This is a genomic window from Parahaliea maris, from assembly GCF_008064665.1.
Taxonomy (GTDB): domain Bacteria; phylum Pseudomonadota; class Gammaproteobacteria; order Pseudomonadales; family Halieaceae; genus Parahaliea; species Parahaliea maris.
This window is the reverse complement of record NZ_VRZA01000006.1, coordinates 1-24,685: the sequence shown is the minus strand read 5'-3', so window position 1 is coordinate 24,685 and position 24,685 is coordinate 1. Positions and strand designations below refer to the sequence as shown.

The 24,685-nt window shown below is 58.6% G+C and carries 16 protein-coding genes; 4 read left to right on the top strand and 12 right to left on the bottom strand.

Annotated elements, in window-relative coordinates:
* Window positions 1–19 precede the first annotated feature (19 nt).
* Window positions 20–973, bottom strand: a complete 954-nt coding sequence (gene cyoA, locus FV139_RS15895; RefSeq protein WP_148069460.1) for a ubiquinol oxidase subunit II — start codon at window positions 971–973, stop codon at window positions 20–22.
* Between the two features lie 154 nt (window positions 974–1,127).
* Between cyoA and FV139_RS15890 the strand changes: the two genes are divergently transcribed.
* The 3 genes from FV139_RS15890 (at window position 1,128) to FV139_RS15880 (ending at window position 7,093) form a co-directional block, all read left to right on the top strand.
* Window positions 1,128–2,450, top strand: a complete 1,323-nt coding sequence (locus tag FV139_RS15890) for an MFS transporter (RefSeq protein WP_148069459.1) — start codon at window positions 1,128–1,130, stop codon at window positions 2,448–2,450.
* A gap of 150 nt (window positions 2,451–2,600) precedes the next feature.
* Window positions 2,601–5,570, top strand: a complete 2,970-nt coding sequence (locus FV139_RS15885) for a PKD domain-containing protein (RefSeq protein ID WP_148069458.1) — start codon at window positions 2,601–2,603, stop codon at window positions 5,568–5,570.
* Window positions 5,571–5,686: 116 nt separating this feature from the next.
* Window positions 5,687–7,093: a choice-of-anchor Q domain-containing protein gene (locus FV139_RS15880; RefSeq protein ID WP_187276591.1), complete on the top strand. Its 1,407-nt coding sequence runs from the start codon at window positions 5,687–5,689 to the stop codon at window positions 7,091–7,093.
* 97 nt (window positions 7,094–7,190) lie between these two features.
* Here FV139_RS15880 and FV139_RS15875 read toward each other — a convergent pair whose 3' ends face one another.
* The 11 genes from FV139_RS15875 to FV139_RS15825 all read right to left on the bottom strand — a co-directional run bounded on the left by FV139_RS15875 (window position 7,191) and on the right by FV139_RS15825 (window position 21,972).
* On the bottom strand, window positions 7,191–11,432 hold the full coding sequence (locus tag FV139_RS15875; RefSeq protein WP_148069456.1) for a DUF7507 domain-containing protein: 4,242 nt from the start codon (window positions 11,430–11,432) through the stop codon (window positions 7,191–7,193).
* 677 nt (window positions 11,433–12,109) lie between these two features.
* Window positions 12,110–14,221, bottom strand: a complete 2,112-nt coding sequence (gene gspD, locus FV139_RS15870) for a type II secretion system secretin GspD (RefSeq protein WP_187276590.1) — start codon at window positions 14,219–14,221, stop codon at window positions 12,110–12,112.
* A 61-nt stretch (window positions 14,222–14,282) separates the two neighbouring features.
* Window positions 14,283–14,807 carry a hypothetical protein gene (locus FV139_RS15865; protein WP_148069455.1) on the bottom strand — a complete coding sequence of 175 codons (525 nt, stop codon included), beginning with the start codon at window positions 14,805–14,807 and terminating at the stop codon, window positions 14,283–14,285.
* Window positions 14,797–15,405: a type II secretion system protein GspM gene (gspM, locus tag FV139_RS15860; protein WP_148069454.1), complete on the bottom strand. Its 609-nt coding sequence runs from the start codon at window positions 15,403–15,405 to the stop codon at window positions 14,797–14,799. Before gspM ends, FV139_RS15865 begins: the two co-directional genes overlap by 11 nt.
* The gene (locus tag FV139_RS15855; RefSeq protein ID WP_187276589.1) at window positions 15,402–16,487 is read right to left on the bottom strand and encodes a PilN domain-containing protein; all 1,086 of its coding nucleotides are present in this window, start codon (window positions 16,485–16,487) and stop codon (window positions 15,402–15,404) included. Before FV139_RS15855 ends, gspM begins: the two co-directional genes overlap by 4 nt.
* Entirely contained in the window at window positions 16,477–17,469 is a 993-nt protein-coding gene (locus FV139_RS15850; RefSeq protein ID WP_148069452.1) for a type II secretion system minor pseudopilin, read from the bottom strand. Before FV139_RS15850 ends, FV139_RS15855 begins: the two co-directional genes overlap by 11 nt.
* Window positions 17,453–18,175 (bottom strand): prepilin-type N-terminal cleavage/methylation domain-containing protein, encoded by a 723-nt coding sequence (locus FV139_RS15845; protein WP_148069451.1) that lies wholly within the window; start codon window positions 18,173–18,175, stop codon window positions 17,453–17,455. Before FV139_RS15845 ends, FV139_RS15850 begins: the two co-directional genes overlap by 17 nt.
* On the bottom strand, window positions 18,172–18,591 hold the full coding sequence (locus FV139_RS21400; protein WP_407946826.1) for a prepilin-type N-terminal cleavage/methylation domain-containing protein: 420 nt from the start codon (window positions 18,589–18,591) through the stop codon (window positions 18,172–18,174). The genes FV139_RS15845 and FV139_RS21400 overlap by 4 nt, the downstream gene beginning before the upstream one ends.
* Complete coding sequence (locus FV139_RS15835; RefSeq protein ID WP_148069450.1) at window positions 18,575–19,051, bottom strand: GspH/FimT family pseudopilin; 477 nt, start codon at window positions 19,049–19,051, stop codon at window positions 18,575–18,577. The genes FV139_RS21400 and FV139_RS15835 overlap by 17 nt, the downstream gene beginning before the upstream one ends.
* Complete coding sequence (locus tag FV139_RS15830; protein ID WP_148069449.1) at window positions 19,035–20,255, bottom strand: type II secretion system F family protein; 1,221 nt, start codon at window positions 20,253–20,255, stop codon at window positions 19,035–19,037. Before FV139_RS15830 ends, FV139_RS15835 begins: the two co-directional genes overlap by 17 nt.
* A 1-nt stretch (window position 20,256) precedes the next feature.
* The gene (locus FV139_RS15825) at window positions 20,257–21,972 is read right to left on the bottom strand and encodes a GspE/PulE family protein (protein ID WP_187276586.1); all 1,716 of its coding nucleotides are present in this window, start codon (window positions 21,970–21,972) and stop codon (window positions 20,257–20,259) included.
* 335 nt (window positions 21,973–22,307) lie between these two features.
* Between FV139_RS15825 and katG the strand changes: the two genes are divergently transcribed.
* Window positions 22,308–24,530 (top strand): catalase/peroxidase HPI, encoded by a 2,223-nt coding sequence (gene katG, locus FV139_RS15820; protein WP_148069448.1) that lies wholly within the window; start codon window positions 22,308–22,310, stop codon window positions 24,528–24,530.
* Window positions 24,531–24,685 lie beyond the last annotated feature (155 nt).

Genomic DNA, 24,685 nt, shown 5'->3' with positions numbered 1-24,685 from the left:
GGTGGCGTGCCCGCCTGGCTTACTCGGCCGCGCCTTCACCGTGATGTGCGTGGTGGCTCTTCATCAGGTCTTTCATGCAGACCTGGCCCGGGTCGACGCAGCGGTTGAGAATGGCGTCGTACAGTCCCGGCATGACCTCGCTGTAGTAGCGCACCGGGTCATCGATGCTGGGCTTCTCCAGTGTCTTGTAGGCCGGGCGGCTCAACGGTGAGCCCTGGGCCTTCACATCGGCGACCCACTGGGCGAAGTCCGCCTCGGACTGGCCGAGGAACTCAAAGCGCATCTTGTTGAAGCCGGCGCCGGAGTAGTTGGCCGAGAAGCCTTCGTAGCTGCCTTCCTCGTTGATCACCGCGTGGAGCTGGGTTTCCATACCGCCCATGGCGTAGATCATGCCCGCCAGGGCCGGCACGTAGAAGGAGTTCATCATGGTGGTGGCGGTGATCTTGAACTTGATCGGCCGGTCCACCGGGGCCGCCAGTTCATTGACCGTGGCGATGCCCTGCTCGGGGTAGAAAAACAGCCACTTCCAGTCCATCGCAACGACTTCCACGACCAGCGGTTCCATGTCCTCCGGAACCGGCTTGCCAGCGTCGATACGGTCCAGCGGGCGATAGGGGTCCAGCTTGTGGGTGCTCACCCAGGTCAGGGCACCCAGGGCGATGATAATGGCCAGCGGCGCGGCCCAGATCACCAGTTCCAGGTTGGTGGAGTGGTCCCAGTCGGGCTTGTAGGTGGCATTCTTGTTGGACGAGCGGTAGCGCCAGGCGAACATCAGGGTCAGCACGATCACCGGCACGATGATGATCAGCATCAGGTAGGTTGACCACAGGATCAGGTCCGCCTGCTGGGCAGCGATATCGCCGGAGGGGGCCATGACCACCCAGTTACAGCCGGCCAGGGAAAGGGCCAGCGCGGTTGCCAGGAGTGTCTTGCCGACCGTCCTGGCCGAAGGAAATCTAGTAGGGTTTGCCATTGCCGCTCGCAAATCCGGGTTACAGGGAGGATGGCGCGCACTCTACGGCAATTGCCGCGGCGATTGAATTGGACAATTTGTCCTATGGTGAGAGGCGAACAAAGCGAGTAGCCTGTGCCCTATATCACCAGCCTGTACCCCGGAAAAAAGCACCATGGCCAACGCGACTGGAACCCCCTCCCCCGCTTTCACTGCCGACAACGCCACCCCTGCCGGCCATTCGCCAGTAGCCCCCGGCGAAATCGCGGTAGGCGTGATCATCGGGCGCGCTTCCGAATACTTTGACTTCTTCGTGTTCGGTATCGCCTGTGTGCTGGTCTTCCCCTCGGTGTTCTTCCCCGGCGCCAGCCAGATCGAGGGGGTTATCTACTCCTTCTGGATCTTCGCCCTGGCCTTTGTGGCGCGCCCCTTCGGCACCGCCCTGTTCATGACCATCCAGCGCCGCTGGGGGCGCAGTGTGAAGCTCACCGCGTCGCTATTCCTGCTGGGCACCGCCACGGCGGGCATCGCCTTCCTGCCGACCTACGAAACCCTCGGCACAGCAGCCGTGGTGTTTCTGGCCTTTTTCCGCGCCCTGCAGGGCTTCGCCACCGGCGGCGCCTGGGACGGCCTGCCCTCCCTGCTGGTGCTGAACGCGCCCTCCAACCGGCGCAACTGGTACGCCATGCTGGGCCAACTCGGCGCCCCGCTGGGCTTCCTGCTGGCCAATGCCCTCTTTTTATACCTGATCGTCGCCGTCAGCACCGAGGACTTCCTCAGCTGGGCCTGGCGCTACCCCTTCTTCGTGGCCTTCGCCATCAACGTGGTGGCCCTGTTTGCCCGCCTGCGACTGGTGCTCACCGAGGAATACACCTTCGCCCTGGAAGAGAGCGAACTGGAGCCCATCAGCACCCGTGAAATGCTGCGCGAGCAGGGCCGCAATATCTTCCTCGGCGCCTTTGCCGCCCTGGCAAGCTACGCCCTGTTCCACATCGTGACCATCTTCCCCCTGTCGTGGATCGCCCTGAACAAGTCCCAGGTGATCGACAAGGTGCTGAGCATCCAGGTGTGGGGCGCCTGCGCCGGCATCCTCGGCACCATGGCCTCTGGCATGATCGCCGACCGCATCGGCAAGCGCACCACCCTGGGCCTGATGGCCGCAGCTATCGGTGTATTCGCCCTGTTCGCCCCCATGCTGATGGACGGCAGCCCCGCCCAGCAGAACGCCTTCATCCTGATCGGTTTCGCCCTGCTGGGCCTGTCCTACGGCCAGGCCAACGGCACCGTGACCGCCAACTTCCAGCGCCGCTACCGCTACACCGGCGCCGCCCTGACCTCCGACTTCGCCTGGCTGTTCGGCGCGGCCTTCGCCCCGCTGGTGGCCCTGGGGCTGTCGGTGGAGTTCGGGCTGGTGGCCGTGAGTGGGTACCTGCTGTCGGCGGTGGTGGTGACGTTGCTGGCGCTGCGCATCAACCGGAGCCTCGAAGCGAAAAGCTGAGTTTGCCGCTGGCCGGTCACGTATTCGCTACAACGTGACCTACTTCACTTTTTTCGGCGTTTAACTGGGGTTTTCTCCCTTTTCCGCTGGCCGTGGGCCATGTCCCCTGCGCAAACTGGTTAAAAAACCACCGCAGGGGGAGGGCTTACCATGCCCGTTTCACGCCACCAGGTACGCTGCCAAACGCGTCGCCGGCACTGGCTTGCCGCCGCCGGATTCTTCACTGCCATCATCCTGCCTTTAGCACCCGCCGTCGCGCAGGTTGGGCCCGCGGCCAAGCCAGCGTTCCCGGTCTTGTCGTTCCCCGACCGCTCCCGCGGTCAGCGGGCCATCGGCCGGCTGGGAGCAAACCTGCCCGAGGTGGCGGCCTGGTACGGCCTGCATCCCGCTGAATTTACCCGCATGCTGCGGGAAGACGACACCGCCTGGATCGACCTGCGGGGCCGACTGCTGTTCATTGATGAGCGTGTTGAAGGAGGCGAGCAGCCCCTCGCACCCGCCGCTGCCCCCTTCCCGCTGGAGGACACCTTCACCCTGCACAGCAAGCCGGGAGCTGCCCGGGTGCTCTACCTGGACTTCGACGGCCACCAGACCAGCGGCACGGCCTGGAACCTCTCCTCGGGGGTAGACCCCATTATTTCACCCCCCTACAGCCGGGACAGTGACCCCGCGTTCTCCACCCTCGAACTGGAATACATCCAGGATATGTGGCGCCAGGTGGCGGAGGACTACGCCCCCTTCGACGTGGACGTGACCACCGAGGACCCCGGCAGTGCCGCCATCATACGCAGCAGTTCCGGCGATGCCGATTTCGGTACGCGCGTGGTAATCACCGAGGACAATTTTGACAACTGCGGCTGCGGCGGCTTCGCCTACGTCGGCGTTTTTGACAACATTGGCAGTTATAACAAACCCGCCTTCGTCTTCAACACCAGCCTGGTGGGCGCCGGGGAAGCCATCAGCCACGAGGCCGGCCATAACCTGGGCCTGTCTCACGACGGCGCCAGTGGCGGCGTGGGTTATTACGAGGGGCACGGCAGTGGCGCCACCGGCTGGGCGCCCATCATGGGCGTCGGTTACTACCAGCCCCTGGTGCAGTGGAGCCAGGGTGAATACAGCGGTGCCAACAACCAGCAGGACGACCTGCAGATCATCCAGAACAACGGCGCGCCCATGGTCGCCGACGACCATGGCGACAGTAACGCAGCGGCCAGTGCCATGGACATCAGCACCGACGGCAGCGTGGCGACCCTGTCCGCCAGCGGCCTCATCCACCGGCGCGAGGATGTCGATGTGTTCCGCTTTGTGAGTGGCAGCGGCAACTACAGCATTGCCGTCGACCCCGCTGCCTTTGCGCCGAACCTGGATATCCTGGCCGCCCTTTACGACAGCTCAGGCTCACTGGTCGCGTCCTCCAACCCGGCGGATTTTCTGGAAGCCAGCCTCGCCGGCGCACTGGCCGCGGGGGAGTATTACCTCCACGTAGACGGCACCGGCAAAGGGAGCCCGGATACGGACTACAGCGACTACGGCAGCCTGGGCCGCTACAGCGTTAGCGGCACTGTGCCCGACGCGTCAGGCCTCGCTCCGCCAGTCGCGGTCGCCGCCTTCAGCCCGCCCTACAGCATCACCACTGCACCCGTCACTGTGGGCTTTAGCGGTGAGCAGTCCAGCGACCCCGATGGCAACGTGGGCGACCTGGCCTGGGACTGGGATTTCGGCGATGGCAATACCGGCAGCGGTGCAACGACCAGCCATCAATACACGCTATCAGGCACCCATACCGTCACCCTGACCGTGACCGACAGTGATAATTTGAGCGATACCGACACGCTGCAGGTCGACATCATCAATCAGGCACCGGTGGCCAGCATCAGCGCGGACGTGCTGGAGGGCGAGACCCCGCATACCGTCCAGTTCGATGCCTCCCTGTCCAACGACCCCGACGGCAGCATCAGCAGCTACCTCTGGCAGTTTGGCGACGGCGCGCAGTCCAGTGAGGCGGCGCCGACGCACGAATACCAGAGTCAGGGCGTGTTCAATGCATCCCTCACGGTCACCGATAACCTCGGCGCCAGCAGCTCACCGGACGTGACAACGGTAACGGTTACCCTGCCCGCGGTATACGACCAGTTCGCCACCGGGGACCAACCCGCTGCTGGCACCGTGAGCGGCTCCTACGCGGATACCCGCTTCCTCGACACCGAATACCAGTCGATCCGCGAGCGCGAATCCGGCGGTAAAAAGCGCGACCGCTACAGCTATCTCGAACACTACTGGACGGTGGACGTCAACGCCGGGGATACCGTGACCCTGGTGATCCACGGCTACCAGGACAGCAGCAGTGACAACGACGCGATGGAGATCCGCTACCTGACCCCGGGGTCCTCGAACCCGAGCACCGACACGATAACGCTCGGTACCTCACCATCACAGTACAGCCTGGCCCTGCCGGCCGGGGTCAGCGGCCAGTACCGCATCCAGCTGACCGACAGCGACCAGAGCCCCGGCAACAACGCGCTGGACACGGCCTACATCGACCAGATTTACGTGCGCACCGAATCGGACGGTGGCGGCCCCGACCCACTGCCGCTGACGCCGCCCGTCTGGATGTCACTGGATCCCGCTAGCGATTCTGTAACCCTCAACTGGACCGGCTCCTCCGGCGCGGACGGCTTCCACATTGAGCGCTCTTCCCCGACGAGTACCTGGAGCCCCGTGCCCGGATCGCCCTTCGCGCCCTATATCACCAGCCATCAGGACAGCGGGCTGGAGGCCGTAACGACCTACTCCTACCGGATTCAGGCCTACCGCGACACGGAGGTCACCGCCTGGGTGAGCGAGTCAGCGACGACACTGCCCGGCAACCCACCGCCGGATATCTCGCTCAACGCCAACGGGTACAAGGTGAAAGGCCTACAGCGTGTGGACCTGGAATGGAGTCCGGCTGGAGAAGTCGAGATTTATCGCGATGACGTGCCGATCAATTTGGACCCCGTATCGGGCACCACCTACACCGACGCCATCGACCAGCGGGGCGGGGGCAGCTACCGCTATCAGGTCTGTCAGTCTTCCGCCCCTGCGCCGATTTGCTCCAATGAGGCGGTGGTGGTGTTCTAGGGGCTGTTGGTGGGTTTGGGCGGCTAATGGTAGATGGCTTGCCCGCGCCGCGGGTTCGCCGCACACTGTAGCTGCGGTGTCCACCGCCAATCACTTCCGATCCAGGGCGTATGGTTATGGACAAGAACAGGGGCGTCATTGTCGCCGCCGGTGCGGCGATTGCCTGCGCCACAGCCGGACTGCTGGCCGTCAACAAGTCACCGGGGCAGCCGCCACTGCCACCGGTTGCGCTACCCATCACCAAACCGCCGTTGACGCTGCCGGAAGATCGCCCGGGGGAGATTCAAGCAACCTTTCGCGTAACGGCGCTGACCGACAGTGGTGAAGGCTCCCTGCGGGCGGCGATCCTGGCCGCCAATGCATCCCCTGGTCCGGACCAGATAGTATTCGAGAGCGACGACGGCCTGTACTCGTCGCCACAGACGATCAGCCTCGAGTCCCCTCTTCCCACCGTCACCGACGACCTGGTCATCGACGGCTATATCGAGGACATGCTGTGGAAAGCCAGTGGCGTGACTATCGATGCATCAGGACAGCACGCGATATTGCAGGTTTCCGCAAACACCTTGGTAAAACTGCGCTATCTCACCCTGAGTCATGGCAACGCAGACAGGGGCGGGGCCATTTTCAGCGAAGGAGACCTGGTTGTCGAAAGCAGTACCTTTGATAACAACCGTGCGACGGACCAAGGCGGTGCGATATACGCTTCTGGCCTGCTGACCTTCGTCATCAACAGCACGTTCTACGACAACTCCGCCGATCAGGGCGGCGGCGCGCTTGCGCTGACCAGCGGTCAGGCCCGCGTTACCCATGCGACCTTTACCAATAACAGCGCCCCGCGCGGCGCGGCGGTCCTGAACGAGGCGAGCCTGGGCATGGGAAATTCCATTCTGGCCAACAGCCTGGTGGGTAGCGATTGTTTTTCCAGCAGGCCTCTTGAGGCCTCTCTACACAACATCATTGAATCCGACTCAGGCTGCGGCGAACCCTACTCCCGCGAGGACCCGGTGCTGGGGAATCCGGACTACTTCAATGGTCCTACGCGCACCATTAATCTGGGCATGCGCAGCCCGGCCACCAACTACGGTGCCCGGGATGCCTCTGTCAACGAATACGGCCAGCCACTCCGCTGGGACCAGCGCGGAAACGGGGACCCCCGGGACGCTGCGGGCGTAGTGGATATTGGCGCTTTTGAAACCCAGGCCCAGAACAAGGTGATCGTTGACACTGCTGAAGATGTGGATTATCGCTGGTGCGTGGTATTCAAGAACGACTGCTCTCTGCGAGGCGCCATGCTGCTGGCAAACAATGACTTTCGCTTCCCGGTCATCACCTTTGACGACAAAATTTTTGCTGAAAAAACCACCCTCACCCTGAACGGCGATCTGCCGTCAATCACTACGGCCATCACCCTCGACGCCTCCGGCACCGGCGGCATTACCCTGCAGGCAAAGGAAAACTCGTCCCTGTGTACCGCGAGCGAACTGCTCAGCACAGTCAATATAACGCTGGAGTGCGATTAATAACGGCGGACATTGTCACGCGCCCCGCCACATCGCCCGGAAAAAAAACAACCCCGGCCGGTTGAACCGGCCGGGGTGTCGTCCTCAGTAGCCGCTGCTAGTTGCAGTCGCCGAAGCTGTAGTTGGCGATGGACTTGCCTCCCTTCGGATCAGCATGGGGGATGAAGGTGCCGTCATTGTCTATGATGGCCTGATCATCACCGGACTCGTTGTAGGCATTCACCGGTCCCGCAGCAGCCTTGATGGCCTTAAAGTTGCCTGACGCCAAGGCATTCTGCAGATCAGCGATCAACTGCGGATCGATAGAGGCCCCATTATCCAGCGCCATGTTCAGCAGCGCCGCAGCCAGGATGTCCGAAGACCCGATCTGTGCGGCACAGGACTTGCTGCGTTTGCCGCCATCGGATTCTCTGGACGGGTGTGACCAGAAGATGCCGAACAGCTCTTCACAGGTGCTCACCTGCTTCCAGCCGAGGTCCATGGAGCTGCCCATATGCTCGGTGAATACGTGGCAGGTATAGCCGTACTGCACACTGCCGCTCCATTCCGGTTCGCCGAACAGGTCTCCGTCACTGATATGTGACTTCCAGAAGCCCAGGGTGCGGGTAGCACCGATATCAGTGACCTCGCAGGTGGTGTCATCCATCCGCTCGATCTGGTTGGGCAAGCCGGGTACAGCGCTGATCGTTCCGAGGCCGGTCGCAGTCCTCAGCTGCTGGGTACCCACCGTGTCAGCGGTGATGGAGCCCTCGATGCGGTGACAGCCGTCACTCGGGTCACCATTGTCCAGCTCGGTCTCGTCACAGGAGCCGTCGGAGACACCCAGGGTGATGTTCAGCGGGCTGCCGGCCAGGTCGGGATCGGTCAGCAGGACATCCACTTCGACGTCACCGTGGTTCTCCAGGGTCACGAAGAAGCTGATCGCAGCACCCAGGTCAGCCGGCTCGGCCTGACAGCTCTTGTCGAGCAGGTAGTCCGGGTGCAGGATGGTGGCCTCGTGATCGTCCGTATCGTCGATGTCATTGGGGAAATCAGTCACCGAAGTCTGGACAGTGACGGTGTTGTTGAGCGTACCGTCGTCATCGGCCTCCTGCGTGATGTAGGAGAATTCCACCGTACAGCTCGCTCCGTTACCCAGCGAAGCACCGCAGTCGGAACTCACCACATTGGGGCCAGCCACCAAGTCACCTGCCAGCGAGTCGCTGATGCTGTCAATGACCAGCGCCGGAGTATTGGTGGAGCTGTTGTTGGTCAGCGTGGCGCTGTAGTTGATGGTATCACCCACCTTGGTGTAGTCATCGCCGGATTTCACTACATCAATGGCCGGCTGGAACAGCGGCACCGTGTGACTGTCACTGTCCCCCACCACATTCTGGAAGCCAGCAATTGTACAGCTCACCGTCGCTGTGTTGGTCACCTCGTCACTGACCGGCGCCGTCCGGTTACCCAGCGCCGCCGGGGTATCCGAGAAGGCGATCGCACCGCCCAGACCGAGGTCCGGGTCACTGACCGTACAACTCAGCGCAGGCGTATTATCAGAGCTGGTATTGATCAGGGTGTAGGTGTAGTTGATCGTGTCACCCGACTTGGTCAGGCCCGGCCCAGACTTGGTGAAGTCAACGCTCGGCTGGAACAGCGGCACCGTGTGACTGTCACTGTCCCCCACCACATTCTGGAAGCCAGCAATTGTACAGCTCACCGTCGCTGTGTTGGTCACCTCGTCACTGACCGGCGCCGTCCGGTTACCCAGCGCCGCCGGGGTATCCGAGAAGGCAATCGCTCCACCCACACCAAGGTCCGGGTCACTGACCGTACAACTCAGCGCAGGCGTATTATCAGAGCTGGTATTGATCAGGGTGTAGGTGTAGTTGATCGTGTCACCCGACTTGGTCAGGCCCGGCCCAGACTTGGTGAAGTCAACGCTCGGCTGGAACAGATCGACAGTATAACTGGCGGAATCCGTCACCACGTTTGCGTATCCATCGACGGAACAGGTCACTATCGCCGTGTTGGTTACCTCATCTCCGCCAGGCGCCGTCTGCTTACCCAGCGCCGTCGGGGTATCCGAGAAGACGATCGAATCGCCGTCCAGACCGAGGTCTGGATCACTGACTGTACAACTCAGCGCAGGCGCATTGTCTGAGCTGGTATTGGTCAGGGTGTAGGTGTAGTCGATATCGTCACCGGTTTTGACTAAATCCGGCCCTGACTTCGTGAATTCGACGGATACCTCGAACAGGTTGACTGTGTGGCTGTCAGTGTCATCCACCTCGTTGGGAAAGCCGTCGATGGAACAGGTCACCGTCGCCGTATTAGTCACACTCGTTTCGTCCGGAGCTGTCTGACTACCCAGCGCCACCCCGGTATCAGAGAATGCTATCGGGCCATCCAGACCGAGGTCTGGATCACTGACCGTACAACTCAGCGCTGGCGTATTATCAGAGCTGGTATTGGTCAGGGTGTAGGTGTAGTTGATCGTGTCACCCGTCTTAGCCAAGGTCGGCCCGGACTTGGTGAAATCGATACTCGGCTGGAACAGATCGACGGTGTGGCTGTCGCTGTCTTCAACCTCGTTGTCATAGCCGTCCGCCATACAGGTGACCGTTGCGGTGTTGGTGACATCGGCAGCATCCGGCGCCTCTTGGCTGCCAAGAGCCACTAGGGTATCCGAGAAGGATATCGGTTCACCGTCCAGCCCGAGATCGGGATCACTCACCGTACAGGTCAGTGCCGGAGCATTGTCGGAGCTGTTATCGGTCAGGGTGTAGGTGTAGGTGATATCGTCACCGGTTTTGGCCAGGGTCGGGCCGGATTTGGTGAACTCGATGTCGAGTGTGAATATGTCGAGGGTGTGATCGTCCATGTTGACGAACTCAAGGCCGTCAAGGCCTGAATTCTCGTTCAGTGTTACCGTTACGGTGTTGACGACCTCGTCATTGACCACGTCACCGTCTTGAATTGTGTACGTGACATCGAAGGTGCAAACATTGTTGTCATTGTCGGCGCCATCATCGGCTGCCACGAAGGCACCGCAGGCTGTGGTAGCGTCACCGGTGATATTGCCAATCACGTCGTCCTCGACGCTTTGGATGTAAAGATCTTCAATACCGGTATTGGTAATCGTAAAAGTGTAAGTAACCTCGTCTCCAACTTTGGCAAGCGTGTCACCGGTCTTTTCAATGGTAAAGCCGCAGGTCTCAAAATCACCTAAAGCCAAATCTTCGCGGGAAGCACTGAGTGATGGTGAATTGCGCGATTCTGCCAAAAAGCCCTGAAAACAGCCGCTTAGCTGCACTAGTTGAGCGTCAAGGTTGATTCCACCTTCGATAAAGGCCAATGGCGGATATTCACCGGGGCCATATTTTGGATTACCTGTCTGCTTTGCCTGATAAGGCCACGGTGCGGTTTCTGTAGCGCCGTCTGCCTTATCGAGCGTGTTAGAGCTGCCACATCCAACGAAATTAGTGCTTAAGTTGGGGAAATCACAATCTTGCTGAATGGCAATCAAATCAAGATTGGGATGCTGATCGGAATTGCCCAGAGTGTCGTCTGGAGCACCGGTGTCACACGCTGGAGTCACCTCGGGATCACAGGCATTACGCCACTTGAAAATATTGATGGTACCCACGGCACCACCTTGGCTGTAGTTGGTAAGTAACAGCAGATCGCCGGGTCTGTGGATACCCAGGAACTCTCCAAACCGGTCACCGCAGCGAAGGCCAATTTTCTCCTTGAGAATCCAGAAACCGGTATATGCAGACCCTTCAGTGGCAAGCCTGTCAGCGGCAAAATACAATACATTCTCAGGGCCGTCATGAGCGGCGTCTACCTCTGCGCGATAGAGCGCGGCCATCACATTAGTGAGGTCGTTTTTATCATTCGGGGTCTTGGTGTTCCATGTCCAACCGGGTATATCGTCGAAATCCTTGTTGGTCTGGCCGCCGAAAAAGATATTGGCGAAGTCCTCGGATGTAGAGTAGAAGCCCTCGGGGGGACATTGCGGCAACGCCTCTGTATCACTGTCTGTCATCCAGAGGTAGGCTTCGGCTGCGGTATCGGTAGACGGTGCGCCATTTTTTACGACATTCCAAATGGTCTCCCAATCTTCTCCGTCATACTGCGGCAGACCCAGGATTGTAAAATCCTCATCCCACGGGTTAGACGAGTCACATTCATCGCCAGGCACGTCGCCGGCCAAGGGATTGCAGAGATCACCCTCCACAATTTCAAAGACGCCATTGTTAAAAATAGCGTAGGCCAATCCCGAACTGAGTAGCACGCCCAATGTCACGAGCATTGCGACCAAATGACGATGTACAAATCCCTTTACACGTTTCATAACGACGATCCTTCCGGTAACTGCAGGCCGGACAAACGACTATCTACCCGGCACCCTTTCGGGTACCGAACCTGAGCGCGAAATCTATGCTGTTTGGCGGTGACGCAGCCGAACTTCTTCACACGCAAACTCCTCAAGCGAAGCCTGCAACGCAATAAGAACGGGAACACCTCCGTGTTGGAGTAAGCCGGACTACCCGTAATCGATCACGTTGCGCGATGCTTTTCGGTAGTCCAGCCACCTGTGGAGTCACAGGCCTGTGGCTTTGCGTGAATCGTCAGCCGCGGAAAATTCCAGAAGATCAAGGCGGACAATCCGTGCCCTTTCGAAGCAGTCGGTCATCAAAGACATGTACAGGTATAGTTCATATGCAGAATGCCACAAGTGAACCAGTTCAAAACTTTGGATTGAGAAGCTAGTTATTGGCAGCACAATGGAGAAGTATGAAACGTTAGATAAGAAGGACCTTCTAAGCGGTTGATTCTTCACACTTATCAAAGCAATAGAATGCGCCTCTGCTCGAGAAAATCAGCAGGAATGTCACAGTTTTTATGTGATGTAGATATAATGCTAGCGGCAGCTATAGTAATAAATTCTAGATCGCTTGCTGAAAGCCAGTGGCCGTACAGCCGCCACTTGTAACAATACGGTAACAATGTCGACACATCTGGACGGCTTCAACGCAATCCGGACAAATCGACTCCCTTGAGTTTTGCTTTGTATTCATCCGTTACTCGCCGTGCGTCCGAAGAGTTTGCTACTGCACTTGGTGTAATAAGTACTACCAGTTCAGTTTTGGACTCTGTAACGCGGGTCGTGCCAAAGAGCGCACCAAGATAGGGAATGTCCTTCAGCAGGGGAATTCCGCTGTCCTCTTCTTCCTTGCTATCCCTTATAAGGCCGCCAAGAACCAAGGTTTCCCGACTTTGTACCGCGACGCTGGTGGTAATTTCGCGCTGCAAAATTGTGGGCGAGTCAATATTGGAGGACGTTGTTTCTGTTACATCGTCGACTCGCTGAGTGATATCGAGCATCACCATACCACCCGAATTGACCCGTGGAGTAACCTCCAGGGTAACGCCAGTATCGCGATACTCGATTTCGGAAGTGATATTGCTTCCCACTACTCCGTTGGGATTCGCGACAGAACTGCTCGTATTGGTGGTCTCTGTTGTTCGTATGGGGACCTGGTCGCCAACCTTGATGACGGCCGTATGATTGTCCAGCACCATTAGCGAAGGCGCAGACAGCACATTAAGTCTGGAATCACCGGCTATCATATTGAGAACAGCCTTGGTTTCCGTGGCATCAAATAACGCATAGGTGAAGTTCACTGGGTCCTTCAGCGCTCCTGCAAGCGCATTCTCTCCACTAACATTTCCGCTAGCCGGTATATTGAGACCACCCCGGCCACTGTAGTCACTGCCCACTGAGTTGGTAAAAAACCATTGCATGCCGTACTGCAGATTGTCGCCCAGCGTCACCTCGACAATCGATGCCTCTATCAGAACCTGCATGGGCAGTACGTCGAGTTTTTCGATGGCCTTTTCCACTTCCTGATAATCGGTGGGTGAGGCTGAGATCAGGAGTGCGTTGGTTTCCGGATAGGACATAATGGAGATATCGCCAGTTTCAATACTGGACACGCGCTGATTCTGCCTGGCACTGCCGCCCTCATCCGCAACTGGCGTCGCGGTGGCGTTGCTCTCCCTGGCGGCAGCGGCATTGCGCCGCTTCTCCTCGAACATTTCTCGCAGCAATTCAGCCAGCTTTTCTGCCTTGCCATTCTGCACGTAGTAGACGTACATATTGACGCCGTTGGAACCCTGCGCCTGATCCAGCCTGGCCACCCAGGTCGAAACATCCTTCAGGTATTTATCCTGCGGCGTGATAACCATCAGGGCATTGATGCGTTCGATCACTGTAAACCGAACCAGGCCAGCCAGTGGTCCCTCAGCCTGGTCGCCAAATATCTGTTCCAGTTCGGACAGTACGACATTGGCATCTACGTTCTGTAAACGAAATATGCCAACCGACATCCCCTGCAACTGATCGACATCAAAAATCGAGATGCTCTCGCGTAAATTGAACAGTTCTCCCTGGGTTCCCGCCAGAATAAGCAGGTTTCGGTACTCGTCCGCCTCTACCACCGCCTTCTCGGATTTAACAGGCTCCAGTAGCTTGGCCATTTCCTTTGCCGAGATATATTGGAGGGGCACGATAAGCACCTGGTAACCCTGATCGGCACTGATGCGAGTGCTGGCGGACAGGGCTGGCGGCACACCGTCGGTGATAGGCAGGACTTCATAGAGATCACGGGTCTTAAGTATCGCCGCCCCATTCATACGCAAAAGGCTGTCCAGCACACCAACCAGCGATTCGCGATGTATAGGCTGGGTGGTGCGCATGGAGACTGTACCGGTAACACCTGGGTCCACGGTATAGTTCACTTTCAGGGTGTCACCAAGGACTGACTTCACCACCTCCGCGATAGGAGAGTTCTGGAAGTTCAGAATCACATCACCCTCGGCATCCGGGGCATCGTGCACACCTGTCGGAAGGGGCGCGATAAACCGGCCGCTGCCGCTGTGAATTTCCTGCAAGGGAGGGGAGGCAGTTTCCTCAACTGCCACTTCATTCGTAGCAAATGTATCTTGCGATGTTTCAGGAGAGACAACTGGCTCGGGAACTGCTGCCAGGTTTTCCGAGCCAGCTGGATTATGACTCGTAGCGACACATGATGTCAGTAGAGGCAACATTATAAAGCCCGGAAGCAGCGCTTTAGCCAAAGATATCATCAGTGATCACCCCGTGGCCCGTGCATACGGCTCCCTGGTTAATGAATTCGGCCTAGTCGCGATGGGCCGAACTCTGTCGATTGTTGTGCTTTGGAGGTATATTCTCGAGGCTCAGGCGAAACACCTTCTCCTCAACACCGTTAACCAAAGTAACTTCCTCCGGAGTAATCCTGGAAATTTCCCAACCATCCACTTCCGTCCCCTGCTCCAGTTTGAACTGGCGCTCGCCGCGAGAGTCATTAAACAGAGCGTAGGTTGAAACACCTGTGTCTACAAGCCCTATCAATTCCCAGACGCCGTCGCTAAATGTTGCGTCTACCATCTCGTCCGTAGCGCCCAGTGGCTCGCGCTGCCAGTTAAACAGTGATCTGTCCACAGCTTCCTGATAGTCCTCCAGTGGGCCAGCCTGGCTACCAATTCGGGCGAGGGCTGCCGAGTCACCCGGATAGTCACTCGAAACCTCCGCCTCTACAGACCCCAAAAACATAAAATAAACTGCTTCGTACACAAGCAATGCGATTAGAGCGGTGTTTATCCCCCAAAACATCTTTACCAGAGGATTCCCACTAGGTTTCATCTGACGATTCTCCCAGCAGGTACGCCACAAGATTGATTCGAATACCCAGGCTGAAATGTTCCTGGCCCACGGTACCAGGCGAGCGCGTCTGTACCGCCCCCTTGATAGGGCTGGAGCTAACGATGTTCAGTTGGTCGATAAGGACCACAGGCCGGGAATTTTCAATATCGTGTAAAAGGTCCACCAAGTGCCGAATCTCTCCGTTTACATTCACCTGCAAACCAATCGCGGTCACCGACGGGACTGCCCCGGCCTCATATTCCTGGGTGCTAACCAGTTGCGCACCGCTGCGCTCAACCGCATCGGTCACAAACTCGCGCAAGTTCGCCGAAGCAATCGCTGGTTTGCTGCCAGGAAGAAAGAGCTCTCCGCCGTCATTTTCCAGCGCCAGGCGCTGCGACGCGACATCAATCGCTTCCTCATGAGCCAGGAGGTACTCAAACCGGTGAGCCTGGCGTCGCTGGAACACGAAATCTGCAGCGCGAGACGCATAGTATGTCCAAAGTGGCATTGCTACGTACTGGACGAAAACCAGCAACAACACAGCGAGAAGCGCGATGGCTACCAGCCTCTGTACCCCCGGCGACAGATTCTTCACACGCCCTCGCTCGACAAAGTCATATCCAACTCGTACTGCTCCATTCCGGTTCGCTGGTTACGGATAACCGGCGAACGGAACTGTACGTTCTCCAGGTAGGGGGATTCCTCCAGAATTTCCACCAGATCGGATGCTTTGCTTGATTCACCCTGTAGGAATACCCGTGCCTCGTCTATATCGAAGCGAGCGACCCAGGTATCGTCCGGGAGCAGCCGGGTAATCTCGGACAGTAATTCAAGTTTTCCAGGGTCTGTGCGCAACCTCGAGAGAATGACCTCCTGGGCTGTCTGTCGACTTCGCAGTGCATTCCGCTTGGCGGCAATCAACTCCGCCCGATCACGATTCTCCGCGATCGCGGCCGTCAAGTTTGCCGACTGACGGTGAAATTGCCAAGCAGGGAAAATAAGTGCGGCCAGCACAAGCGACAGACAGATCAGGCCTGCCTTCCGAAGCGGCGCATCCCATAGCGTCCGTTCGGGTTGCCTGTCGCTGGCTTCCAACATATTCAGTGTAGGAACGCCCTCCCAATCATCAGTCTCCGGTACTACTGCGCCGGGAGCCAGGCCCAGTGCACGCAATTTCTCCAGCAAACGAGCCAGCCGCGCCCGCTCCATGCAAAACAGGTTTACCTTCAACTGTTCACGAGCCTCAAGACGCTGCGGCTCGCTGTAGCCAAACACCGTGATCCCCTTCCTGTAGGGCATGAGCCGGTCCAGTTCAAACCGTATGGCCGTTGCAAGGTTTTGCTCGGCAGCCAGAGGCAGAAAAACATCCCGTGACAGTAGATCGTGCAGCGAAAGAACAACCACGACATGGACGTTGTCAGGAACTCCGGATTCCAACTCCTCATGGAACCGGTGGACACCTGCCTCATCCAACTCCAGGACATTGGTACTGCCCAGCTCCCGGAGGCCGCTTTCTTCCTCCAGTGTGACGATCACATCGCCACCCTGGATTCTGACCAGCAAGCGGGCAGAGTCGACAGCAAAGGCTCGCCGTACCCAGTCCGGTACCAGCGGCTTCAACTCCCCAAGCCACCAATCCCAGAACTCTCCGAGACGCGCCAGGCCCTCAACCTGCATCCTGTTCCCCCGATAATGAAGGGGATGGTGACATCCTCGAATATTCGTTGACAGACACTTGTTCCAGCTCCACATCGCTGTGCAAATACGGCCGCCATTCCAGTGTGGTGATAGTCGCATCATGGCTCGACCGACGAAGGCGGATTGTCGTTGACAAGCCCGAGCGCTCACCCTGCCCGGTTATACCGACAGCCGATAAAGTATAGATGACGCCCCGTACTCGCGTGAGAAATCGCCGGTCGACCGATGGGGGACGAGGAGCGGGCAAGCCCGCGCTGCGGCTGGATCGACGCTGGGCAACGTAGTTCACCAGGGTCGCCTCACTGTCGTTGGAAATCGCCATCAAAACAGGTAACGACGCCACTTCCGGATTGACCCCGCGGCTCAGGGTGTGAACCGTTACCAGGGGCCTGAGCGCCTCGAATATTTCCGGCTCCATACCGAGCACCTGGCGCAACTCCTCTATACTGGTAAAAGGGGCGTCCTTGGCCTCCCAAGCAAGCCCACGCTTCTGGTAATCGTCGTCCTCGGCTCCGTTGAGCAAATTCAGGTGATCCTCATCGCGATAATCAAGGATAGCCGCGGCCAGCGAGTCCGCCCGGCTCATCTCCACGTCGAGGCTATAAAACAAGCGCGCCAACAAGGCCTGACCGGCGTAGTTTATATCAACCTTGCCGTGTTCATCGTTGACCCGCACCAGCGCATGCCCCTCACCGATGGGAATATCCAGCACTTCACCGTCCCCCAGCAGGCGATCATCGGGCCGGCGCTGCATCAGGTTGCCGTACACCACCTGGAAGGCACCCTCGGCAAGGTAGCGTGCCTCTATTGTGTCCCGAATGACTGACACCGCCCGTATGGAATAGCGTGTCGACCAGGTCAGGGCAGTCACCATGAGCGACATGAGTACTAACAACCAGAGCGCCGATAACAATATCGCCCCCCCTGAACCCCTTCTCCGGGCCTCAATCACCGTGGCCACCTCCAATCTCCTGGTCCCTGAAACGCGGCGCCACCGCGATTTCCTGCCAGGCTTCGTACTCCCCCTGCCGATTCAGTTCTTCGATCTGCAGGCGGATTACCCGTGGCGCCAGGTCGCTGCCCGCGGGCCATTCGGTCAGCCAGCTCTCTCCGCCTCCTCCGCGGCCAGTCGCTCCGTAGTATCGAATACTGCTGATACGAACCTGTCTCGCCACTTCAATCTGCCGCAGCGATACACCTTCCATCGACAGTCCGGCCACCTGGTCATAGCGCACAGGCTCACCGTCTCGATAGGGGAGATACTGAAGTTCCAGGACCTGCTCCCGCGTCTTGTCGTCGGTGATAATTTTCAGATTCCACCAGTAGAGGACGCCGTTATTCTCGTAGACCGGCATGGGCGCCAGGAAGTGCAGCGAAGATGCAGTACCGAAGAAGCCCACCATACCGACACCTTCCTCGTCGCGAATCCGTGGAAACCGTGCACTGTTGATATGTCGCCGCAAGAACTGGTCGACCTGGAAGCGGTGTTCGTTCTCGTTCTGCCGATCGGTAATTTTCTCCCATCCCTGGCCGGTCGCCCGCAGTCCACTGGCCATAAGCACAGTGATAAACGACATCAGGACCAGAGCCACGAGCAACTCGACAAGGGTAAACCCACACCCTCTGTGAGCCTTCGGAAGCAGATAACAGCTGCAATGCCCGATCATCGATCCTCCAGGAGTCGGACTGTGGCCAAGCTGACTTTCCGTCTGCCAAAATCTCCCCAACTCACTGATACGCTCAACAGGTAAGGGCGAACGCCACTCGTCTCGAGCAGGTTTCGATTGCCCGAAGCCAGTGAGCTGTCCAGGGGACTCAGATACTCCTGAATCCGGGTCTCCCAGCGAAATCGATCACCGACAAGCCCGCTGTCGAACGGCGCTGTTCGCGACTGGGCTGATAACAGACTCATTCGCGACTCTGCAATTTGCAGGGCGCGATAATAATCATCTGTAGTGCCGGTATTCCGCGCTGAAGACGAAATTGCCCGATAAATCATCGTCAAAGACACACTCACCACAGCGAGTGCCACGACCACCTCCAATAGGGTAAAACCCCCTGGCGACTTAATCGCCCTTTTCAATGGAGACCTCGCCAGTAATCCAGCTTACATCCAGATGAACTTCTGCTGTTGCTCCGGCAAGGGAAATCCGCGCCCCACTTGAGGAACCGTCAGGATAGAATGAGACCGTACCAGGTGTGTTTACTTGTCCATGCCGCGACGGATTCAGGGTCATCTGCACTGCGTCGGGCAGCTCCACTAACGGTTGATTGGGGTCGAGCCGGTACGCTCTGCCATCGGCCGCGATGGACAGGTCATATATCCTGCCATCGGCCAGAGCCCTGGCGCGCAAATAGCGCAACTGGCTCGCCAGCTTCTGGCTTTCTGTGCGCAGGTCTCCCGCTTCTGAACTGACAAGTCGTACCGAGACGATACTCATCACCATAACCAGGATTGCCATGACAAGTACGAGTTCCAGTAGTGTAAATCCTCTCGAGCACACCGGAGGGGCACTCGTCCGCCACTCACACCGGTATTTCATTGATACTCAGGATCGCCGACAGGATGGAAATCACGATCCCGCCAATCACCACCGCCAGGCCGACAATCATCACCGGCTCTACAATCGACAGCATTCGAGTGGTAGCGGTGCCCACCTCCTCATCATAGATCTCCGCCACCTGGAGCAGCATCGAGTCCAGCTCGCCTGTTTCCTCGCCCACCTGAATCATTTGCAGCGCAAACTCCGGGAACACACCACTATCCATAAGAGAGGCCGCCAGGCCGGTGCCCTCGCCGATATCCGCCGCTGCCTCAAGGAGCCTGCGTGTCATCAATCGGTTCCGCAAACTCTCACTGGCAATTTCCAGCGCGGCCATCAAGGGCACGCCACCCTTCAACAAGGTGCCCAGACTGCGACTGAACCGCGCCATTTCGATCTTGCCAACCAGACCTCCAACAAGGGGAAGTGTTAGCAGGCGGGAATCCCAGGCAAGGCGCCTTTGCTCATCGCGATGCAGTTGTCGCAGGTAAAAGTAGCCAACAATCAGGACGAGAAGTAGCACCCATCCGTACTGGTTAAAAAAATCAGCCGTTCCAAGTACGAATGCTGCCGATGCAGGGAGCTCGGCATTCATGTCTTCGAACATCTGGGCAAACTCGGGAAGCACATAGGTAAAGATGACAGCCAGAGAAATCACGGTGACAACAACCAGAATTAACGGGTAAATCAGCGCGGATGTCAGTTGGTCACGCAGGGCCTTGGCCCTGTCGAGATAGCGGGAAAGATCCGACATGCACTCGCCCAGGTTTCCCGACAGCTCCGCCGAGCGCACCAGACTGACGTAAAAATCGGAGAAATACTGTGGGAAACCGCGAAGAGCGGTAGAGAAAGAATCACCACTGCGAATTTTTTCCTGCAGTTTCTCCACCAGGGATACCAGCGGGGGTAATGAAGCCACGCTGCGAATGATGTCCAGTGCCCGATCAAGCGGCAGACCAGCCGCTACCAACGTCGAAACCTGGCGAGTAAAATCGACTATGTCCCTGTGTCCAAGGCCTTGCCGTGTCATCAGGCGCAAGGGGCCGGCAGTTACCTGCCGCGGGCGATCGTCACTGCCAATATCAAGCACGATAAGACCCATCATCTGAATCTTATCGACCGCCTCCTGCTCAGATGCGGCGTACACGTCGCCGCGCCGCGTTTCTCCTCCAGTAGTAATGGCCTGATAGGTGAACACGGCCATGTCAGGCCTCCTGCGTAACCCGAACAACCTCCTCGATGGTGGTCAGCCCCTGCACAGCCTTGCGACAGCCGTCCTCAAGCATGGTATTCATCCCTTCAGCCATTGCAGCACGGGCAAGTTGCCCCGCGCTTGCTTTCTGCAGTACAAGATCGCGAATTCCTTCGCTTAACCGGAGCATCTCGAGGATTGCAATACGACCGCGGTAACCCGTACCGCCACAGGCCTCGCAACCACGGGGCCTGTACAGCTGTAATGATGTGCGCCCGGCAAAACGTTCGAGGGCAAACTCCTCGACAAGCGCCTCGCTCGGCGTATAAGGTTCGCGACACTCGTGGCAGAGTAAACGTACGAGCCGCTGGGCTACCGCCAGGTTCACGGTCGAATTTATCAGGTACTCATCCACACCCATTTCGACGAGCCGCGTAATACTACTTGATGCATCGTTGGTGTGGAGCGTAGACAGTACCAGGTGGCCGGTTAACGCCGACTGGATGCATATCCTCGCAGTTTCCAGATCCCGCATCTCACCCACCATTATGACGTCAGGGTCCTGTCGGACGATTGAGCGCAGCGCCCCTGAAAAGGTGAGACCAACCGCCGGATTCACCTGAATCTGGTTAATTCCTTCCAGATTGTATTCAACCGGATCCTCCACTGTGATGACTTTTCGCTCCTCGGTATTGAGCGCGTGCAGCGCGGTGTACAGCGTCGTTGTCTTCCCGCTGCCGGTAGGCCCTGTCACAATCACCATCCCATGTGGCATGTCCAAGGCCCGGGATATCAGGAATTTCTGTTCCTCACTGAATCCCAGGGTATCGAAATCCAGTGACACCGCCTCCCGACGCAACAACCGCATGACGACGCTTTCACCATACATCGTAGGCATGGTGGAAACTCGAATATCCAGGTTTTCACCACGGACATGGAGATTGATCCGGCCGTCCTGTGGCAAACGCCGCTCCGCGATATCCAGGCCGGACATAATCTTGATCCGCGAGATAATCGCCGGCGCCATCGCCTTGGCAGGCGCGGACAGGTCGCACAGAACCCCGTCGATCCGACTGCGGACCTTCAACTGGTTCTCAAACGGTTCGATGTGGATATCCGAGGCGCGATATTCTACGGCTCTCTGGATCAACTCGTTTACAAGCCGAATGACGGGTGCCTCACTGGCCATATCCCGCAACTGTTCAACATCGGGATCGGTGGAATCGACACCGGATCCGGAAGGTTGCCCTGCGCCCGCCGGATTGGTATAAAGCTGTTGCAGGGCCCCGTGGATATCCGATTTCATCGCCACGCAGGGTTCGACATTCCGCTCAAATACCTTTTCCATCGACTCGATGGCGAACTTGGCTGTCGGATCTGACATCGCCAGCAGCAAGCGTTCCTCATCCAATTCCAGGGGCACTATGGCCTGGTCTACCAAGAATCGCTCCGACAGGCGGTCACAATCCACAGGAACAACAGGAAAATCATTTTCGGCAATCAGGCGAAGCGATAGCAGACGGGACAACGCCTCTGCGAGATCCCGTTCCTGAACCATCCCCAACCGTTGTAACAGGGATACCAGAGATTCATCCCCTGCCTGGTCGGCACGCATCCGGTGTATGCGGGCGAAGTCCGACTCTTTCACGGCGTTCTCAGCCAGCAAAGCCTCTTTCAGACGTTTTTCAAACGTCGTCTCGTCGAAGTCCTGAAGCGTATTTGCAAGCATACCGAGCTGGGTCTCCACCGGAGAGAGCTAAAGCACTCATCGAAAGTAGTGCGGAATCAACGCAAACGTCAAGCTCTACGTCCACTACTCCCGACACGGCTCACACCGATAGGTTGTGCGATCATTGCTTCGATGGCCTGTTTACACGACAGCCATGTATCCAAAAAACCGAACACCACCTTCACCTTTTCAAATTGGAGAGAATCTCCAACCCTTGCCTATACTCAAAGGGTTACCGGTCAGTAAGGCCCGATACCCCTCCGCGCGAGGAATAAGTACCTTACGCCCGCTAGCGACTGCTTTACCCATTTCGCAACCCGTGAGAGAGACCCAGGATGAGCAAACCCAGATTCCTAAGAAAAGCACTATCAGTTGCCACATTGTGTGCGATCGGTGCCACATCGATCGGCGCCAGCGCGGCGGACATGCCCGACAATGACTACTGGTGGCCCAACCGCCTGAGCCTGGAGCCGCTGCGCGACTCCTCCGCCTCCTCTGACCCCATGGGGTCTGGCTTCAATTACACGGAAGCCTTCAAGGAACTCGACCAGAAAGCCCTGGAAAAAGACCTGCGCAAGCTGATGACCACCTCCCAGGATTGGTGGCCCGCTGACTTCGGTCACTACGGTCCCTTCTTTATCCGCATGTCCTGGCACGCCGCGGGCACCTACCGCACCATCGACGGCCGCGGTGGCTCCGACGGCGGCATGCAGCGCTTTGCTCCCCTGAACAGCTGGCCGGACAACGCCAGCCTCGACAAGGCCCGCCGCCTGCTCTGGCCAATCAAGGAAAAATACGGCAGCGCCGTGTCCTGGGCCGACCTGATCGTGCTGGCCGGCAACCTGGCCATGGAAGACATGGGCTTCAAGACCGCGGGCTTCGCCTATGGCCGCGCCGATGAGTGGGAGCCGGAAGACGTGAACTGGGGCCCGGAAGGCCAGTGGCTCACCGACCAGCGCCGAAACGATGAAGGCCGCATCGAGGGTCCCTTCGGCGCCACCGAAATGGGCCTGATCTACGTCAACCCGGAAGGCCCTCACCAGAACCCGGATCCGCTGCTGGCCGCCGCCGCCATCCGTGACGCCTTCGGCCGTATGGCCATGAATGACGAAGAAACCGCCGCCCTGATCGCCGGTGGCCACACCTTCGGCAAGGCCCACGGTGCCCACAAGGCCTCGGACTGCGTCGGCCCCGAGCCGGAAGCGGCTCCCCTGGAAGAACAGGGCCTGGGCTGGAAGAACAAGTGCGGCACCGGTAAGGGTGCGGACACAGTGACCAGCGGCCTGGAAGGCGCCTGGACGGTGAGCCCGGCCCAGTGGACTCACAACTACCTGCAGAACCTGTACGGCTTTGAGTATGAACTGACCAGGAGCCCCGGTGGCGCCAAGCAGTGGAAACCGAAAGACGGCAAGGGTGAGGGCATGGTGCCGGACGCCCACGACCCGAACAAGCGCCACGCGCCGATGATGTTCACCACTGACCTCGCCCTGAAGGAAGACCCGGCCTACCGCAAGATTACCGAGCGCTGGCTGAACAATCCGGAAGAGTTCGAGGACGCCTACGCCCGCGCCTGGTTCAAGCTCATCCACCGCGACATGGGCCCGACCTCCCGCTACCTGGGCGACTCCGTGCCGGAAGTCACCTGGAGCTGGCAGGACCCGGTACCCGAGGCGGACTACAAGCAGGTCAGTGACCGTGACATCAAGAAGCTGAAGAAGGCGATTCTGGACAGTGGCCTCAGCACCTCTGATCTGGTGAAAACCGCCTGGGCATCTGCAGCTTCCTTCCGCGCCACTGACATGCGCGGTGGTGCCAACGGTGCCCGCATTCGCCTGGCACCGCAGAAGGACTGGGCTGTAAACAACCCGGCGGAACTGGCGTCTGCCCTGGCCAAGCTGGAGAAAGTCCAGCAGGACTTCAACAAGAAAGCCGGCAAGACCCAAGTCTCCCTGGCTGACGTGATTGTTCTGGGCGGTGCAGCTGCCATCGAGGAAGCCGCGAAGCAAGGCGGCCACAAGGTCGAAGTACCCTTCGTACCGGGTCGGACTGACGCCACCCAGGAGATGACGGACGCACGCTCCTTCGCGGTACTGGAGCCCAAGGCAGACGGTTTCCGCAACTACGTGGCAGCGGACTTCCCCCGCCCGCCGGCTGAAGCCCTGGTCGAGCGCGCCGCCCTGCTGGACCTGACGGTGCCTGAAATGACTGCCCTGGTGGGTGGCCTGCGGGTACTCGGTGCCAATGCCGACGGCAGTGAGCACGGCGTCTTCACCGACAAACCCGGGACCCTGAGCAACGACTTCTTCGTCAACCTGATCGACATGTCGACGGTGTGGAGCAAGTCGGAGACCATCGACGGCGTCTATGTCGGCAAGGACCGCGACTCAGGCAAGGCCAAGTGGAGCGCCACGCCGGTAGACCTGATCTTTGGCTCCAACTCCGAGCTGCGCGCCGTCTCTGAGTTCTATGCAGAGAACGACAGCAAGGAGAAGTTCGTCGAGGACTTCGTCGCCGCCTGGACCAAGGTGATGACCGCGGACCGCTACGACGTGAAGTAAGCGCGCTTGTTGGCAGGGAGTCCGCTCGCTGCCGCTTGCACGCCAATAAAAAAGGCGCTGCCCGTGAGGACAGCGCCTCAGACTGCTGACAAACCCCGGTTATTTAGCCGGGGTTTGTTGTTTTCGGAATACCACCGTCTTTGCTCGACGTCTCC